Annotated in this window: 13 protein-coding genes and 1 pseudogene; 7 read left to right on the forward strand and 7 right to left on the reverse strand. The window is 64.4% G+C overall.

The window, feature by feature from the left end; genetic code table 11:
* Positions 1 to 73 precede the first annotated feature (73 nt).
* The 4 genes from BMW49_RS12600 to BMW49_RS12615 form a co-directional block, all read right to left on the reverse strand.
* The gene (locus BMW49_RS12600) at positions 74 to 961 is read right to left on the reverse strand and encodes a DMT family transporter (RefSeq protein WP_069519227.1); all 888 of its coding nucleotides are present in this window, start codon (positions 959 to 961) and stop codon (positions 74 to 76) included.
* 48 nt (positions 962 to 1,009) lie between these two features.
* Positions 1,010 to 1,825 (reverse strand): sugar phosphate isomerase/epimerase family protein, encoded by an 816-nt coding sequence (locus BMW49_RS12605; protein WP_069519228.1) that lies wholly within the window; start codon positions 1,823 to 1,825, stop codon positions 1,010 to 1,012.
* 2 nt (positions 1,826 to 1,827) lie between these two features.
* Positions 1,828 to 2,886, reverse strand: a complete 1,059-nt coding sequence (locus tag BMW49_RS12610) for a Gfo/Idh/MocA family protein (protein ID WP_069519229.1) — start codon at positions 2,884 to 2,886, stop codon at positions 1,828 to 1,830.
* A 340-nt stretch (positions 2,887 to 3,226) separates the two neighbouring features.
* On the reverse strand, positions 3,227 to 4,003 hold the full coding sequence (locus tag BMW49_RS12615) for an IclR family transcriptional regulator (protein WP_069519230.1): 777 nt from the start codon (positions 4,001 to 4,003) through the stop codon (positions 3,227 to 3,229).
* Positions 4,004 to 4,518: 515 nt separating this feature from the next.
* Here BMW49_RS12615 and BMW49_RS12620 point away from each other — a divergent pair.
* The 7 genes and pseudogenes from BMW49_RS12620 (at position 4,519) to BMW49_RS12645 (ending at position 13,128) form a co-directional block, all read left to right on the forward strand.
* On the forward strand, positions 4,519 to 4,986 hold the full coding sequence (locus BMW49_RS12620) for a tripartite tricarboxylate transporter TctB family protein (RefSeq protein ID WP_069519231.1): 468 nt from the start codon (positions 4,519 to 4,521) through the stop codon (positions 4,984 to 4,986).
* 13 nt (positions 4,987 to 4,999) lie between these two features.
* On the forward strand, positions 5,000 to 6,511 hold the full coding sequence (locus BMW49_RS12625; RefSeq protein ID WP_069519232.1) for a tripartite tricarboxylate transporter permease: 1,512 nt from the start codon (positions 5,000 to 5,002) through the stop codon (positions 6,509 to 6,511).
* A 68-nt stretch (positions 6,512 to 6,579) separates the two neighbouring features.
* Positions 6,580 to 7,581: a tripartite tricarboxylate transporter substrate binding protein gene (locus BMW49_RS12630; protein WP_069519233.1), complete on the forward strand. Its 1,002-nt coding sequence runs from the start codon at positions 6,580 to 6,582 to the stop codon at positions 7,579 to 7,581.
* A 141-nt stretch (positions 7,582 to 7,722) separates the two neighbouring features.
* Complete coding sequence (locus tag BMW49_RS12635) at positions 7,723 to 9,000, forward strand: OprD family porin (RefSeq protein ID WP_069519234.1); 1,278 nt, start codon at positions 7,723 to 7,725, stop codon at positions 8,998 to 9,000.
* Between the two features lie 165 nt (positions 9,001 to 9,165).
* Positions 9,166 to 10,233: pseudogene (locus tag BMW49_RS25630) on the forward strand (methyl-accepting chemotaxis protein); the annotation flags it as partial.
* Positions 10,234 to 10,374: 141 nt separating this feature from the next.
* Positions 10,375 to 11,088 carry a methyl-accepting chemotaxis protein gene (locus tag BMW49_RS25635; RefSeq protein WP_371850874.1) on the forward strand — a complete coding sequence of 238 codons (714 nt, stop codon included), beginning with the start codon at positions 10,375 to 10,377 and terminating at the stop codon, positions 11,086 to 11,088.
* A 318-nt stretch (positions 11,089 to 11,406) separates the two neighbouring features.
* Positions 11,407 to 13,128 carry an FAD-dependent oxidoreductase gene (locus tag BMW49_RS12645; protein WP_069519236.1) on the forward strand — a complete coding sequence of 574 codons (1,722 nt, stop codon included), beginning with the start codon at positions 11,407 to 11,409 and terminating at the stop codon, positions 13,126 to 13,128.
* A gap of 796 nt (positions 13,129 to 13,924) precedes the next feature.
* On the opposite strand, the gene pcaC is transcribed toward BMW49_RS12645, so the two are convergent.
* The 3 genes from pcaC to BMW49_RS12660 form a co-directional block, all read right to left on the reverse strand.
* Complete coding sequence (pcaC, locus tag BMW49_RS12650) at positions 13,925 to 14,320, reverse strand: 4-carboxymuconolactone decarboxylase (protein WP_069519237.1); 396 nt, start codon at positions 14,318 to 14,320, stop codon at positions 13,925 to 13,927.
* Between the two features lie 84 nt (positions 14,321 to 14,404).
* Positions 14,405 to 15,193, reverse strand: coding sequence for a 3-oxoadipate enol-lactonase (gene pcaD / locus BMW49_RS12655; protein ID WP_069519238.1), 789 nt, complete (start codon positions 15,191 to 15,193; stop codon positions 14,405 to 14,407).
* Between the two features lie 9 nt (positions 15,194 to 15,202).
* Complete coding sequence (locus BMW49_RS12660) at positions 15,203 to 16,555, reverse strand: 3-carboxy-cis,cis-muconate cycloisomerase (RefSeq protein WP_069519239.1); 1,353 nt, start codon at positions 16,553 to 16,555, stop codon at positions 15,203 to 15,205.
* Positions 16,556 to 16,756 lie beyond the last annotated feature (201 nt).

Consider the following 16,756-nt stretch of genomic DNA (forward strand, 5'->3'; position numbering starts at 1 on the left):
TTGGCGGGCACGCGGGCGCCGCATAGGAAAAATGGTCCAACTGGTTAATTTTATGTTCGATAATCGAACAATATCAGCGAGGCCGTGGCCGGCTCTGCCACACCGCGACAATGCCACTGATGCAGATGATCGCGATCCCCACCAGCACCAGCAGATCAGGGGCATGGGCGAACACCAGCCAGCCGATCAACCCGGCGAAGACGATCTGACCATAGCCCAGCGGTGCCAGCAGTGCCGGCGCGGCATGCCGGAAGGCCTGGGTCAGAAACAGGTGTGCGGCCATGCCACAGGCGCCCAGCACCAGCATCAGCACCCCATGACCAACACTCGGCAGTTGCCAGAAGAACGGCACCAGCGCGCTCATCACCAGGGTGTTGCACAGCCCGGCGAAGAAGTTGCTGGTGGTCGGGCTGTCGACCTCGCTGAGGATGCGCGTGAGCAACTGATAAAGGCTGAAGCACAGCGCCGAACAGAACGGCAGCAGGATCGCCGGGGTGAACAGCTCGCCACCCGGATGGACGATCACCAGTACCCCGACAAAGCCACCCAGCACCGCCAGCCACTGGCCACGGCTGACCGCCTCGCCAAGCAGCGGCACGGACAACGCGGTCACCAGCAACGGGGTGAGGAAGTTGACTGCCGTGGCCTCGGCCAGCGGGATGTAATACAGCGCGGTGGTGAAGAACAGGCTGGTGCCCAGCAGGCTCAGCGCACGCAGGGTCTGCAGCCCCGGCCGCCGACTGCGCAGCACCGACAGCCCGCTGCGCGGCAGGAAGATCCCGGCCATCAGCAACGTATGCACCAGGTAGCGCGCCCACACCACCATCACCACCGGATAAAAGCCGGTCAGGTACTTGGACAAACCGTCATGGCTGGCGAACAGAAAGGTCGCCAGGATCATCAGCGCGGCGCCGGCCAGGGGGCGACTGTTACCGGTCAGCGGCGCGGGTGATGGGCTCATGGGCAGGCTCGATTCAAACTGATGGGTCGGAAGCTGCACTCTACAGGGTTACACCTGGGCGAGCAGCGCGCGGGTCTTGTCCAGTGCCCACTGCGCCCGCTGCAGAGCGCTGACGCCCTGGGCGGCCAGCTGTTGCGTGGGCACCTCCACACTCAAGGGAATCTGCACCGGCAAGGTGCGCAGCAAGCCCAGCAGATCGGCGCAGCCGTCGCCGGGAAAGCGCCGCTCGCTGCGCGCCTGGCGCAGAATCTCGGCCATATCACTCGGGCAAGGCCCCGGCACGTCGCACAGCTGGGCATAACGCAGGCGGGTCGGCGCGAGCTTTGCCAGGTCGGTGAGACGTGAGCCTGAGCGGTCGAAGTGAAAGGCATCGACCAGCACGCAGCCATTGTCGCGCTGCGCTGCCGTGACCACCTCAATGGCCTGGGGCAGATCGCGCACATCGGTCCAGGGCATAAATTCCAGGTGCGGGTGCAGGCCATAAGGCGCGGCGAGGTCGCAGAGCGCGGCGAAGCGCTCGGTCAGGCGCGCACGATCCGGGTCGTTCCCGGCGACCAACAGCTCGCTGGCGCCAAACTCGGCGCCCACCGCCAGCACCGCCTCAAAATCGCTCACCTGGGTGTCCGGCTGCAGACGCAGAATCTCCACGTCGAGCACCTGCACACCCGTGTAGGCCAGGCGCTGGCGGGTCTGCCGACGTAGCTCAGAGTCGGCGACCAGGGCGAAGTGATGCTCCTGGGGTGTGGCAGGCACCAGGCGCAGGCCGACATGGCTATAACCGGCGCGGGCCGCGACTTCCACCATGTCTGGTGGCGACAGTTCAAGGACGGTCAGGGCCGCCAGGGACAGATTGCGTTCGGGCATGCTTATGACTCACTCAATAACGATGGGGCGCAGCGGCGGCCACTTTCGGCCGCCTCACGGATGGCTTCGACCAGGGCCAGGGTGCGCCCGGCATCGAGGGCGCTGACCAGGGGCGCCACCTCACGGCGCACCACCTGGATAAAATGCTCAAGCTGGCGGCGCAGCGCAGGCTCGCTCTCGAATGTCTCCTGGCTCTGCTGCAACGGCTGGTGCCAGCCGGCATCGGCCTCGGCGTAGTGCCAGCGGCGTAACTGCGGAATGCTCAGGGCGCCCTGGGTGCCGGCCAATAGGTAGCAGGGCTGATCCGCCTGACGCGGGTAGACCGGGTTTTCGCCGGAGTCCAGCTCCCAGCTCCAGGGCGCTGCCACCGCATCGGAGCCAGTCAGGGTCGCCAGCGCGCCATTGGCGAACTGCAGCAGGATCGCTGCGCTGTCCTCGTTGGCAAAGCCGCGCACGCCGTTGCTGGTAAACGCCTGCACCTGGCTGACCTCGCCGCACAGGTGGCGCAGCAGGTCGAGGTCGTGAATCAGGTTGGTCAGCAACAGGCCGGCCCCCGCCTCACGGCGCCAGGGAATATCGAAATAGCTGTCGGGTTTGCGTAACTGCCACAGCGCCGTCACCGTGACCAGTCGGCCTAACGCGCCCTCCTCGATCAACTGGCGCGCACGGGCGATCAGCGGGTTATGCCGCCGGTGGTGGCCGACCAGCACCGGCACACCCGTGGCAGCGCTGGCCGCGACCAGGCGGCGCACCTCCCGCAGATCGACACCCACCGGTTTTTCCAGCAGCACCGCCGCGCCGGCTGCCAAACAGTCCAAGGCAGTGCTGACATGCAGGCTATTGGGGTTGGCGACGATCACCGCCGCTGGGCGCAGTTGCTCGAGCATCTGCCGGTAATCGGCAAAATAGGCCACGCCCTGCTCAGCAGCCACGGCGGCCGCTGCGGGGTCGGGATCGCACACCGCACACAGGCGTGCCCCCTCCAACCCCTGCAGATACGCCAGGTGCTGGCGCCCCATAACGCCGGCCCCGATCAGGGCAATGCTTACCGGCTCGCGCATCGCGGGCTCCTCGTCACTAGAAATCGGACACGGCACCGCAGCGCCGCCTAAATTAATCTAGAACTACGTTCCACTTTTATGCAATAGCCAATATCGCGACCACACATAGGGGGCGCTTACCTGCCGCTCCCTAGTGTCGCTGCATGAATCATTTGTCGATGTCGGTAGGAGCGAATTTATTCGCGATAGATCTTGAAAGCGTCGCAGCGTTTGCACGATTTATCGCGAATAAAGGCTAGGCGCCCCCTTCGCTCCTACAACAACAGCGAGCGGCAGATGACTCATGTGCGCCCTGGGCTTTGTCGTTTCGTTTAAGGCTCGCAAAAAATAGCGAAAGCCCCTAGTTAAACAACTCCGAAGCCAGGCTCGCGGCGCCCAGTTCATCGGCGGCACGCAGCAACAGCGGAGCAATTGCATGCAAGCGTTCCAGAGTCAGGCGGGCGCTGGGGCCGGCGACGCTGAGCACGCCGATCACCCGCCCCTGTTGCGGGTGGCGCACTACGGCCGCCACCGCCGAGGTGCCGAGCGAGGCGCTTTCGCTGACCCAGGCATAGCCCTGACTACGCGCCAGGGCCAGGCGCTCAAGCAGTTCATCCAGTGAGCGCGGCGCATTGGGGCCGAACGCCGCGGGGTCGGCGATGCCTTGCTGTTGCACCAGCGCCAGGGCGCCGGCATCGTCGAGGCTGGCCAGCCAGGCATGCCCAGAGGCGGTATAGAACAGCGGCGCCTCGCGGCCCATATCCGGGTCGTAACGCAGGCCGCCGCGCGCGCCCTGGGATTTGGCGAGCCAGGTTTGCCGAGCCCCTTCGATCACGCCCAGACGCACCAGCTCGCCGGTTTGCTCGGCCAGTTCGTCGAGGATCGGCTGCACCACATCGGCCCCACTGCTGGCCAGATAGCGAAAGCCCTGGGCGACCAGACGCGTGGTCAAACGGTAACGGCTGGTCTGCTCGTCCTGGCGCACATAGCCCAGGCGCACCAGCTCGGCGAGCAGGCGGTGGGTGGCACTTTTGGGGATCGCCAACTGGTCAGCCAGCGCCTGCAAGGGCAGGCCTCGGGCGTCGACGGTAAGGCTTTCGAGCACATTGAGCACGCGTTCGATCTGACTGCCGGCCATGGGGTGTGTCCTGAACAAGAATGCCGCGGATTCTAGAAGACCCCACCGCCGCCGTCATCCGTCAACGGAAAACCGCTCTGGCGCAGGGCTTTGACGCCCCTCTACAATAGCCCGCCGAGCTGTCACGGACCTGGCGGGTAAATCGGGACTACAGCGATAGAGATGTACTAACTGGTTCGTTCTTGTTCGGTTATCGAACATAACCGCCTTTAACGAATTGAAATGCCCCGACCCTCGGCCCACTATTCCCAGCACGTTTGAAGCCGAATGCCCTGGCTGCCATTGCCAGACGCAGCGGTAAACGAACAATAAATATAAGAAGGTCGCTCACCATGTATCAGCTTATGCCCTCGTGCCCCCCTCTGGCTGCCCCTGCTGCGCAGGTACAGCATGCCTGTATCTCGTGCCCCAACGGCACGCTCCCCATTCTCTCGCGACACCTCATCAGCCACCGCTGAACTGCCAGGCCCTCGATCGATTCGAGTGCGTAACGTCCTGCCCGTTGGAGCGCATGCATGAAAAAGACAGACACCTTGCTGGTGGGTGAGCGCACCTTTTGCGTCTTGCTGCTGGCATTCAGCCTGGGGATCGCGGTACTGGCCTACCAGATCGCCGGTTTCTCCTCGATCAATTCGGCCGGCGCATTTCCCCTGGGCGCCAGTGCCGTGATGGTCCTCGCGGCCCTGAGTATTCTCTTCGACCTGCGCGGCCGTACGCGTGCCGACAGCAACGGCTGGCTGGACGCCGCCCGCCAGTTCACGCGTGCTCATTTCCCGCCGCGTACGCTGATCTTCACGGCCCTGGCGATCATCTACCTGGCGACCATCCACTTCAGCTTCTACGCCAGTACCTTCGGTTTCCTCGTGCTGTCGATGCTCTACCTGCGCCGCGGTCGGCTGGTCAGCGCCCTGGCCATCGCCGCGCTGCTGATTCTGATGATCTACCTGATGTTCACGCTGGCATTCAGCGTCTACCTCCCTTAACGAGACCTGCAAGATGAGCGAAACCTTTTCCTACTTGCTGATGGCCTGGAGCGATCCGAACCTGATGCTGCTCACGGCGCTGGGGACCTTCGCCGGCATCTACATCGGCGCCATTCCTGGCCTGTCCGTGACCATGGCGGTCTCGATCCTGGTGTCCTTCACCTTCGCCTGGGACGTCAACGATGCCCTGGCGCTGATCGTCGGCATCTTTATCGGCGGCGTTTACGGCGGTTCGCGCAGCGCCATTCTGCTGAATATCCCGGGCGCGCCCTCCTCGGTCGCCACCGCCTTCGACGGCTACCCGCTGGCGCAGCAGGGCGAGGCCGGCCGGGCGATTGGTCTGAGCACCGTGATGTCGGTGATCGGTGGCCTGATCGGCACCCTGGTACTGGCCAGCGCCGCCCCCGTGATTGGTGACCTGGCCCTGCGTTTCGCCCCGCGCGACTACTTTCTGGTGGCGGCCATCGGCCTGCTGCTGGTCGGCAGCCTGTCCGAAGGCTCGCTGGCCAAGGGCATCTTCGCTGCCGCTTTGGGCGCAGTAATCGGCTTGGTCGGCATGGACCCGGTGACGGCGCAAGGGCGCTTCACCATGGGCCAGACCGAGCTGATGGGCGGTATTCACTACGTGGTGCTGATGATCGGTCTGTTCGGCGTCGCCGAGGCGCTCTATCAATTGCACAACCTCGACAGCCCGGTGGTGCGGCAGAAGGTCGACAAGATCCTGCCGTCGGTGGCCATGGTGTTGAAGTTCCTGCCACTGTCGATTCGTACTTCGCTAATCGGCGTGATCGTCGGTGTGCTGCCGGGTGTCGGCGGCGACATCGCCGCGCTGATGGCCTACGACCATGCCAAACGCACGGTGAAGAACCCTACCCAACCCTTCGGCAAAGGCGCCTACGAGGGCCTGGTAGCCCCGGAAACCGCCAACAGCGCAGCGGTCGGCGGCGCCTATGTGCCCATGCTGACCCTGGGTATGCCGGGTGACGCGGTAACCGCGGTGATCATCGGCGCCCTGGTGGTCCATGGCCTCAACCCCGGCCCGATGCTGATGGTGGAAAACCCGCACATCTTCTGGTTCACCGTCGGCAACCTGGCCCTGGCCAATATCTTCCTGCTGGTCTTCGGTCTGATGGGCATCAAGTTGTTCGCCAAGATCGTCGAGCTGCCCAAGGCCATCCTGATCCCGCTGATCCTGGTGCTCTGCGTGGTCGGCACCTACTCGGTCAACAGCAGCATGACCGAAGTGTTCTGGATGCTCGGCTTCGGTGTGCTCGGCTACGTGTTGAAGATCTTCGGTTTCCAGATGGGGCCGATCATCCTCGGCGCCATCCTCGGCCCGCTGATGGACACCTCGTACCGCCAGGCGATGTCGTCGGTTGGTGACAACCCGGTCGAGCTGTTCGGCGAACTGCTGAGTAGCCCGCTGTCGTTGATTCTGACCAGCGCCATGCTGTTGATCCTGCTGAGTAACACACCGCTGCTGGGCTGGCTGAAAGGCCGGTTGCGCCCAGCGTCGTCCAACTGAATCACCTGCAACAAGGCCCGCCCCAGCCGATGGGGACTAACAACAACAATCCGATGGAGAAGCTCCACATGCTGAAGACTCTGTTTGCCAGCGCCGCCCTTTCGCTCAGCGCCCTGACCCTGGCCCTGCCCGCCCATGCCGAATACCCGGAGCGCAGCATCCAGGCGGTCATTCCCTGGGGCCCGGGTGGCGCCACCGATAACGTGATGCGCAGCCTGACGCCCTACGTGGAGAAAGAACTGGGCGGCAAGTTCATTCTTAACAACCGTCCGGGCGGCACCGCCGTAATCGGCAGCAGCTACGTTATGCAGCAGCGCGCCAACGGCTACACCGTGCTGCTCGGCGCGGAAAACCCGCAGCTGTACAAAGTGCTGAAACTGGCCGACTTCGACTACAGCGACTTCTACCCGGTCAACATCATCGGCCAGAACGTGGTGGTGATCGCGGCCAACGCCGACGCGCCGTTCAACAATATGGCCGAACTGCTGGCTGCCTCCAAAGCCAACCCGGACACCCTGCGCATGGGCTCCACCGGTGCCGGCGGCCTGCCGAGCACGATCAGCGCGATGATCAACGCGGTAGACGAACTCAAGGTGCGCGAAGTGACCTTCGGCGGCGACGGCCCCGGCATCACCGCGCTGATGGGCAAGCACATCGACTTTATGCCGCTGAGCCTGGCCGCCGCCCGTGAACTGGTGCGTAGCGGCAAACTCAAGGCCCTGGCCGTATTCGCCACCGAGGAAACCCCGGAGCTGCCAGGCGTCGAGCCGATCACCAAGTCTCTGCCGGCCATCGCCGAGTACCTGCCGTGGGGCCCGTTCTGGGGCGCATTCGTGCACAAGGACACCCCGGACGACATCAAGCAGAAGCTGGTCGATGCCTACGCCAAGGCCGTGGCCAACCCGGAGTTCCAGGGCTTCCTGAAAAACTTCGGCGCCCAGAGCCTGAACCTGCAAGGCGCCGAAGCTGAGGAATTCCTCAAGCGCTGGCAGTCGGTCACCACCTGGTCGATGTACAAGGCCAAAGCCATCGAAATCGCCCCGGACTCGGTTGGCATCGCCAAACCCTGATGGGCTGAAACCGGTACGCCACTGGCGTGCCGGTTAGTCGGGCCGCGACCCGCGGCTACGACCTGATTGATTGATGTACGCGAAAAATGCTTCCGCACCTGCGGCGGGGCGCACTCATCCTGAGAAAAGGACATAACAACAATGAACCTGATCAACACCGCTATCCGCACCCCAGCGCTGGTCCCATCCCTGTTGGCCCTTGGCGTCATGTTCGCGATACCGACGAGCAGCCATGCCGCTGGCTTCGTCGAAGACGCCAAGGTCACCCTGGGCCTGCGCAACTACTACTTCAACCGTAACTACCTGAACGGCACCGATCCCGTCATCCGCGGTGAGCGTCAGGGTCAGGCCGAAGGCTGGACCCAGAGCTTTATCCTCGACGCCCGTTCCGGCTTCACCGAAGGCACCGTCGGTTTCGGCCTTGATGTACTCGGTCTTTACAGCCTGAAGCTGGACGGCAACCGTGGCGCGGCGAATACCCAACTGATGCCGATCCATGGCGACGGCCAGGCGGCTGACCAATTCGGCCGTACCGCCGTAGCCGCAAAAGCCAAAATCTCCAAGACCGAACTGAAAGTCGGTGAGTGGTTCGCCGTGCTGCCGATCCTTCGCGCGGACGATGGCCGCTCGCTGCCGCAAACCTTCCAGGGCGCACAGCTCACCTCCAACGAGATCGACGGCCTGACCCTCTACGGCGGTCAGTTTTGGAAGAACAGCCAGCGTAACGATGCCAGCCGCGAAGACATGTCCTTCGGCGGTGTCGCCGGTGATGACTTCAACTTCGGCGGTGGTGAATACAAGTTCAACGGCAACAACACCATGGTCGGCGTGTGGCATGCGCGCCTGGAAGACGTCTACCAGCAGACCTATGCGCAGCTGACCCACAGCCAGTCCGTCGGTGACTGGGTGCTGGGCGCCAACCTCGGTTACGTCACGGGTAAAGAAGAAGGCGCGGCCAAAGCCGGCAACCTGGACAACAAGGTCTACCAGGGCAGCTTCTCGGCCAAGACCGGCAACAACACCTTCACCGTGGCCTACCAACGCCTCAGCGGCGACACGCGCTTCATGCGCATAGACGGCGCCAGCGGCGGCACCCTGGTCAACGACGGTTTCACCAACAGCTACGACAACCCGGAAGAGCGTTCCTGGCAGCTGCGTCATGACTACAACTTCGCCGGCATGGGCATCCCGGGCCTGACCCTGATGAACCGCTACGTCAGCGGCGACAACGCTCGCCTCGGTGGACGTGATGACGCCGAGGAGTGGGGCCGTGAATCCGAGCTGGCCTACACCCTGCAGGAAGGCAGCCTGAAAAACCTCAGCATCCGCTGGCGCAACTCCGACGTGCGCCGTGATGGCACTGCCCAGGACATCCAGGAGAACCGCCTGATCATCAACTACCCGCTGTCGATTCTGTAAGGCTGCACCGCTGCACCTGATTGACTCCATGTGTTACGGCACTTCGGCCCGTCCTTGCGACGGGTCTTTTTTTGATGGCCTGTCATCCCCCGGCAGCCACCCTTCGGGCCGTCGCTACGCGACATTAAAAACGGCTCCCGAACATTTTTCAGCGAGGTAAATGCCATGCGCTGGCTGATCGACCGCTGCGCCGACCTAAAGGTCGGTCACAAACTGCTACTGGGCTTCTCCCTGGTCCTGCTGTTGACCCTGGCCGTGGCGCTCGGCGGCTGGCACACCGCCGCCGGCATCGAGCGTCACGCGGCCCATCAGCAACGTCTGGCGGCGCTGCAACAGCAGATTCTGCAGCTGCGCCTGGCGGAAAAGGATCACCTGCTCGGCCAACCAGAACAATTACCCGAACAGCACGCGCGCCTGGCCGAAGCGCTCGCCGCACTGCCCGCCGATACCGCCCAACTGAGCGAACTGCAAACCAGCAGCAACGCCTACCTGGCGGGCTTCGCCGCACTGCGCCAGAGCGAAGAACAGGCATATTCCGCGCAAACCGGCATGGACATTCGCGCCGATGAGGCACGCAGCCAGTTCGAGATGATCGCCATGGACCAGTACAGCCTGATCCGCGACCAGTTGTTCGATGCCGTCGATCGTTCGGATGACACGGTCAACCGCGCCGAGCAGGCCAGCGCCCTGCTGCAACAGCTGGCCCAGTTACGCCTGGCACAGAGCGCCTTCGTCGCCGCACCGAGCGAAGAAAAAGCGCAAAACTGGCAGCAGCAACTGCACGCCATGCAGGCCAGCATTCAGCAATTGCATCCGCAGTTCCCGGCCCTGCAACAGGCATCGCTGGACGAGGCGCTCAAGGCGCTGGAAAGCTATGCCGATTCCTTCGCCCACTACCGCCTGAGCCTGGCTGCCGAGCAGCGCAACATCGCCCAGTTGAGCGACCTGGCGCAACAGATGCTGGCCCATGGCGAACGCTTGCAGCAGCTTCAGCGCCAGCGCATCGCCGCCGACAACCAGCAGTCGCTGCTGGCCCTGGCGCTGCTCACCGCCGCGGCCCTGCTGCTCGGCCTGGGCGCCGCCTGGTTGATTCGCCAGTTGATCGTCAGACCGCTGCACGATTGCCTGCAACTGGCCCAGCGAGTGGCCGCTGGCGACCTCTCCGGTGCCACCGTAAGCACCCGCAGCGACGAGGTTGGCCAACTGCTGCTGACACTGCAGCGCATGCGCGACAATCTGCGCGCACTGATCGGGCAGATTGGCGGCAGTGCCGAGCAGATCGCCGCAGCGGCCGAGCAACTGTCGGCGGTCAGCGAACAAACCCGCGCCGGCGTGCGCGAGCAGAACCGGGAAACCGTGCAGACCGCCGACGCCATGCAACAGATGGCCAGCAGCGTGCAACAGGTCGCCGGCGATGCCGCCCAGGCCTCACAGGCGGCGCAGCAAGCCGACAGCCAGGCCCGCGCAGGCGACCACCTGGTGCATCGGGTAGTCGAGCAGGTCGAGCGTCTGGCCGCCGATGTGGCCCGCAGCGGCACTACCATTGGCCAGGTGCAGGATGAAAGCCAGCGCATCGGCAGCGTGCTGGATGTGATCAAGGCGGTGGCCGAACAAACCAACCTGCTGGCCCTCAACGCCGCCATCGAGGCGGCCCGCGCTGGCGATCAGGGCCGCGGCTTCGCCGTGGTCGCCGACGAGGTGCGCGCATTGGCGCGGCGTACCCATGAGTCGACCCAGGAGATCGAAGGCCTGATCGAGCGCCTGCAAAGCCGCGTGCGCCAAGCCGTCGAGCAGATGCAGGGCAGCCAGCAACTGAGCCAGGACGCGGTAGGCGGTATCCAGAGCGCCGGCCAGGCGCTGGCACAGATTGGCCAGGCGGTGTCGCTGATAGAGCAGATGAACCAACAGATCGCCAGCGCCGCCGAACAGCAGAGTGCGGTGGCGGTCGACATCAACCGCAGCGTCGAGCGGGTGCGCAGCATCAGCCAGCAAAGCGCCGCGGCCACCGAACAGACCGCGCAATCCAGCGCCGAACTGGCGCGCCTGGGCAGCGAACTGCAGAGCCGCATCGGCCAATTTCACAACTGAGGCAGACAGGCTCTGTGGGAGGCGCTTCAGCGGCGACGCTAAAGCGCAGCGCCTCCCGGCCCAGGTCGCAACGCGGGGCATCTGTCGCTCTTTGTGTAGGAGCGAATTTATTCGCGATAAATCGTGCACACGCCACAGCTATCGCGGCTAAAGCGAAGCGCCGCCCTATCCCTTCCACGGTCTTGCAGTCCGCTAAACGCACACTATCGCCCCCACCATGCCAGCAACCCTGCCTCCGCCCTTGGCGCTCAGCCAAGGCAACTATAGAATCTGGAACATCATTCCAATAAATCCAAATCCAGTTTCAGGAGATTGACCATGGCCCACGCCGACCTCGAGTGCGACCTGCTGATCGTCGGCTCCGGCGCCGCCGGCCTGGCCGCGGCCGTAACCGCCGCCTGGCACGGGCAGACGGTCATCCTGGTCGAAAAAGACGCAGTATTCGGCGGCGCTACGGCCTGGTCCGGCGGCTGGCTATGGGCGCCGCGTAACCCGCTGGCACGCCGCGCCGGGATCGTTGAAAACATCGAACAGCCGCGCACCTACCTGCGTCACTGCCTGGGCGAGCACTACAACGCCGAGCTGGTCGACGCCTTTCTCGAAGCCTGCCCGCAGATGGTGGCGTTCTTCGAGCAGCACAGCCGGCTGCAATTTGCCGACGGCAACGCCATCCCCGATATGCGCGGCGAAGCACCTGGCGCCGCCACCGGCGGTCATCAGGTGATCGCCGCGCCCTATGACGCACGCGAGGTCGGCGCCCTGCTGCCACGCCTGCGCACGACCATGCCCGAGACCTCGTTTATCGGCATGCCGATCATGGCCGGCGCGGACCTGATGGCGTTTCTCACCCTGACCCGCTCGATCAAATCCGCCGTGCACGTTGCCAAACGCGTGACCACCCACCTCTACCACCTGGCGCGTTATGGCCGCGCCATGCACCTGGTCAATGGCGTAGCGCTGGTCGCACGGCTGGCCAAGTCGGCGGATGACTTAGGCGTGCAACTGATCGAGTCGGCGCCGGCCAAACGCCTGCTGCGCGAAAACGGCCGGGTCTGTGGCGCCGTGGTGCAGCGGGGTGATGGCGAGCAGCGCATTCACGCACGCCAAGGCGTGCTGCTGGCGGCCGGCGGCTTCGCCCATGACATCGAGCGCCGCCGCCAACTGTTCCCACGCACGCCCAGCGGCCACGAGCACCTGGCGTTGCCGCCGCCATCCTGCAACGGCGACGGCCTGCGCCTGGGTGAAGACGTTGGCGCCGTGCTCAATACCGCGCTGAAATCACCCGTGGCCTGGGCACCGGTGTCGCGCGTGCCCTACCCGGACGGCCGCGTCGGCCACTTCCCGCACATCATCGACCGCGGCAAGCCGGGGCTGATCGCCGTACTGCGCAGCGGCCGACGCTTCGTCAACGAAGCCGAGGGCTACTACGACTTCGTTGCCGCCCTGCTCGAGGCGGTGCCGGAGGGCGAAGAGGTCTGCTGCTGGCTGATCTGCGATCAGCGCTTTATCCGCCGTTACGGCCTCGGTATCGCCCGCCCGGCGCCAGTACCGCTGCGGTCGGTGCTGCGCAGCGGCTACCTCAAACGCGGCCATACCATTGAGGCCCTGGCCCACGCCTGCGGCATCGACCCGCTGGGCCTGTTGCAGACCCTGGCCGACTACAACCGCCACGCCCAACAAGGTGAAGACCCGGCCTTCGGCCGCGGCAGCACAGCCTTCAACCGCCGCAGCGGCGACGCCAGCCACACAGGGCCTAACCCCTGCGTAGCCCCCATCGAGCGCGGTCCCTTCTATGCGGTAAAGGTCGAACCCGGTAGCTTCGCCACCTTCGCCGGCCTCAAAACCAACGGCCAGGCCCAGGTGCAGGATGCCAACAACCAACCAATCCCCGGCCTCTACGCCGCCGGCAGCGACATGGCCAGCGTGATGGGCGGCCACTACCCTTCCGGCGGCATCAACCTGGGGCCGGCGATAACCTTTGGCTATGTGGCGGCGCGGCATGCGGCGGGTGTTGAGGCGTATGAAACGGAGTTGGACTGAGGGTGGTTGACTGCAGAGGCTTGCCCAGCAATTTGCTTTCTGGCAAGGGATGAAGGGCTCATCTTGCGCAAGTGTCGCGTTGATCCACTGAAGCAGCAGAGCGATCAGTAGGCCGATCAGCAGTTCGCGAGCGATGGAGAGTATCTGGTCGATTATGCGCTGGCGCATGTGGTTGTCCCGGTTAATTGAAGGGACACCCATTTAATGGCCACTTTTCGCGTGCCAGTAGCACCTACGAAAAATTCGTCGCTCCTCAGATTGGGGACTCACGCAGGCACCAATGCATACCTTTAGGCGTGTCACCAGGTAAGCTGAAACTATTTCGACGAAGGCAAAACGGGGTGTATTGCCCGCGAAGCGCGACCTTCACCTCATTGAATATTCTCGCTGATGACTACCGCCGGCGTGATGGCGATATAGCTTTCACGGTCAGCACCCTCCGCTTTAGGCCGATAGTCACTGCGGTGTGACGCTGGTCAACTGGAATGCAATTGACTGGTTAATGGCTCTGCAAATACGCGGTCAAGTCAGTGCAATTTCACACAGAGCGAAGCAAGGCCTGTCGCGGGGTCTTCGCTTAGCGGTGCGCGCGGCGCACCCTACGGGTGATTTGCGCCACCTAGCAGAAAGGCTAAACGCGTGTAGGCGCGAAGGGGGCGCCTAGCCTTTATTCGCGATTGTGCCGCGAATTTCGCGAATAAATTCGCTCCTACCGGTTATGCGACAGCCTATTGTTACATTCCCATAAAAAACCGCCGCACGGCGCAAGCACCGGCGGCGGTCGAGGGAAGCGGGTTTAGTCTTGCAGCGATTCCACGCCCATTTCGTCCCAGACTTCTTCGGCCAGGTGGAAGGTGGCGTTGGCTGCCGGGATGCCGCAGTAGATCGCGCTTTGCATCAGCACTTCCTTGATCTCCTCGCGGGTCACGCCGTTGTTTTTCGCCGCCTTGAGGTGCAGGCGCAGTTCCCCTTCGCGGTTCATGCCGATCAGCATGGCGATGGTGATCAGGCTGCGGGTGTGGCGCGGCAGGCCGGGGCGGGTCCAGATATCGCCCCAGGCATGGCGGGTGATCATCTCCTGGAATTCTTCGTTGAACGGCGTGAGTTTTTCCAGGCTGCGGTCGACGTGGGCGTCGCCCAGCACCGCGCGGCGCACCTGCATGCCGGCTTCGTAGCGTTGTTTTTCGTCCATCTCAAACTCCGGTTGGGTGGTGCGCGCGGCGCACCCTACGGGGATCGTGGTTCCGTAGGGTGCGCCGTGCGCACCATAACGATCTCAAGCCTTGAGGAAATCCAACAGCGCCTGGGTAAAAGCATCGCCAGCCTCGACGTTGGACAGGTGCGCGGCGTGGAACTCGACCAACTGCGCGCCAGCAATCTGCTGTTGCATAAAGCGGCCATGTTCGGGGGTAGTCACCACATCCGCCGTGCCGCAGACGATCAGGGTCGGCGCGCTGATGCGGGCGATTTGCTCGCGGTAGTCCGCATCGCGCACAGCGGCGCAGTTGGCGGCGTAACCCTCGGGGGAAGTCTGCGCGAGCATGCCGACGATGGGCTCGACCTTGTCCCCATGGGCCTCGGCGAACTCGGCGGTAAACCAGCGCGCGATGGAGGCATCACGCAGCGCACGCATCGCCGCCTGGCCGTCGCGCAGGACCATCTCGATGCGCGGGTTCCACACCTCGTCGCTGCCGATCTTCGCGGCGGTGTTGCACAGCACCAGGCGCTGAATGCGCTCGGGGGCGTTGATGCCCAGCCACTGGCCGATCAGGCCGCCCATGGACAACCCGCAGAAATGCGCCTTGGCGATATCCAGCGCATCGAGCAAGGCCAGCACATCGCGGCCGTTCTGCTCGATGCTGTATGGGCCTTCGCTAACCAGCGAAGCGCCATGGCCACGGGTGTCGTAGCGCAGCACCTGGAAGTGCTGGGTAAAGGCCGGAATCTGTGCGTCCCACATATGCAGGTCGGTGCCCAGGGAGTTGGACAGCACCAGCACCGGCGCACCGGCGGGGCCTTCCAGTAAGTAGTTCAAATCGCCATCGGCGAGGCGTACGACAGGCATGGATAACTCCTAACGCGAAAATTGCGTGTGTTCGGCGACGGCCCGCTCGACCCAACGCCGAGCCTGGCCAAGGTAATGGGCCGCATCGAGCAGATGATCCAGCTCGGCGGCGGACAGTTGAGCGCTGACCTCGGCATTGGCGCCGAGCACCGCGCGCAGGTGGGCACCCTGCTGCACCGCCTGGCGGCAGCATTGCTCGATAAGGTGATGGGCAGCGTCACGGCCGATGCGCTGGGCCAGGGCAATACTCACCGCTTCGGCCAGCACCAGGCCCTGGGTCAACTCCAGGTTGGCGCGCATGCGTGCGGCGTCCACCTCCAGCCCCGGCACCGCTAGCAGCGCCTGCTGCAACGCGCCGGAGACCAGGCAGCAGAGCTCTGGCAGGGTTTCCCATTCGGCGTGCCACAGGCCGAGGCTGCGCTCGTGCTCCTGGGGCATGGCGGCGAACATGGTGGCGACCAGGCCAGGTGCGCGGGTGGCCGCGCCGATCAGTACGGCGGCGCCGACCGGGTTGCGTTTATGCGGCATGGTCGAGGAGCCGCCCTTGCCCGGCGCGGCTGGCTCGAAGACTTCACCGGCCTCGGTTTGCATCAGCAGGCTGAGGTCGCGGCCGAGCTTGCCCAGGCTGCCGGCGATCAGCCCGAGCACACTGGCGAACTCCACCAGGCGGTCGCGCTGGGTGTGCCAGGGTTGTTCAGGCAGGTTAAGACGCAACTCGGCGGCCAGCGCCTCGGCCACCGGCCAGGCCTGCTCGCCGAGCGCCGCCAGGCTGCCGGAAGCGCCGCCGAATTGCAGGCACAGCAGGCGCGGCTTGAGTTCCACTAAACGCTGACGATGGCGGGTGACGGCACCGAGCACGCCGGCCAGCTTCATGCCCAGGGTTACCGGCGTGGCTTGCTGCAGCCAGGTGCGCCCGGCCAGCGGGGTGTCGGCATGGCGTTCGGCCTGAGCCGCCAGGGCATCGGCCAGGGTAGCGAGATCGCGTTCTATCAATTCGATGGCCGCGCGCAGTTGCAGCACCAGGCCGCTGTCCATGGCGTCCTGGCTGGTGGCGCCGAGGTGTACATAGCGTTCGGCCTCGGCATCACTGGCGGCGATACGCTTGCCGAGGGCCTTGACCAGCGGAATGGCCGAGTTGCCGGCGGTGGCGATGGCCTGGGCCAGCGCCGGGTAATCGTAGAGCTCAGCTTTACAGGCGGCCTCGATGGGCGCCACGGCCTCGGCGGGGATCAGCCCCACGCGTGCCTCGGCCCGCGCCAGAGCGGCCTCGAAGTCGAGCATGCCCTGCACCCGGCCGGTGTCGCAGAAGATCGCGCGCATGGCCGGGGCGGTGAAGTAGGCATCGAAGAGTTGGTTGCTCACGTAAGGATGATTCCCAGGAGTCTGACGTTAAGTCTAGGGTCGCAGTATGGCTGCGGCGAATCCAGCGTGGTGCCTGAAAAGCTGGCACCGTGGGAGGGGCTTTAGCTGCGACGGCTTAACCCTGTCGCCGCTAAAGCGCCTCCCACGAGCCAGGGTGCAGGCGCGAAGGGGGGGCCTGGCCTTTAATTCGCGATTGGTCTT

This window comes from Pseudomonas cuatrocienegasensis (assembly GCF_900110925.1).
GTDB classification, from domain to species: Bacteria; Pseudomonadota; Gammaproteobacteria; order Pseudomonadales; family Pseudomonadaceae; genus Aquipseudomonas; species Aquipseudomonas cuatrocienegasensis.

Coding starts and splice junctions, on each gene's coding strand:
- BMW49_RS12600 (WP_069519227.1), bottom strand. CDS start 961: ATGAGCCCATCACCCGCGCCGCTGACCGGTAACAGTCGCCCCCTGGCC.
- BMW49_RS12620 (WP_069519231.1), top strand. CDS start 4,519: ATGAAAAAGACAGACACCTTGCTGGTGGGTGAGCGCACCTTTTGCGTC.
- BMW49_RS12645 (WP_069519236.1), top strand. CDS start 11,407: ATGGCCCACGCCGACCTCGAGTGCGACCTGCTGATCGTCGGCTCCGGC.
- BMW49_RS12630 (WP_069519233.1), top strand. CDS start 6,580: ATGCTGAAGACTCTGTTTGCCAGCGCCGCCCTTTCGCTCAGCGCCCTG.
- BMW49_RS12605 (WP_069519228.1), bottom strand. CDS start 1,825: ATGCCCGAACGCAATCTGTCCCTGGCGGCCCTGACCGTCCTTGAACTG.
- BMW49_RS12615 (WP_069519230.1), bottom strand. CDS start 4,003: ATGGCCGGCAGTCAGATCGAACGCGTGCTCAATGTGCTCGAAAGCCTT.
- BMW49_RS12610 (WP_069519229.1), bottom strand. CDS start 2,886: ATGCGCGAGCCGGTAAGCATTGCCCTGATCGGGGCCGGCGTTATGGGG.
- pcaC (WP_069519237.1), bottom strand. CDS start 14,320: ATGGACGAAAAACAACGCTACGAAGCCGGCATGCAGGTGCGCCGCGCG.
- BMW49_RS12635 (WP_069519234.1), top strand. CDS start 7,723: ATGAACCTGATCAACACCGCTATCCGCACCCCAGCGCTGGTCCCATCC.
- BMW49_RS25635 (WP_371850874.1), top strand. CDS start 10,375: ATGCAACAGATGGCCAGCAGCGTGCAACAGGTCGCCGGCGATGCCGCC.
- pcaD (WP_069519238.1), bottom strand. CDS start 15,193: ATGCCTGTCGTACGCCTCGCCGATGGCGATTTGAACTACTTACTGGAA.
- BMW49_RS12625 (WP_069519232.1), top strand. CDS start 5,000: ATGAGCGAAACCTTTTCCTACTTGCTGATGGCCTGGAGCGATCCGAAC.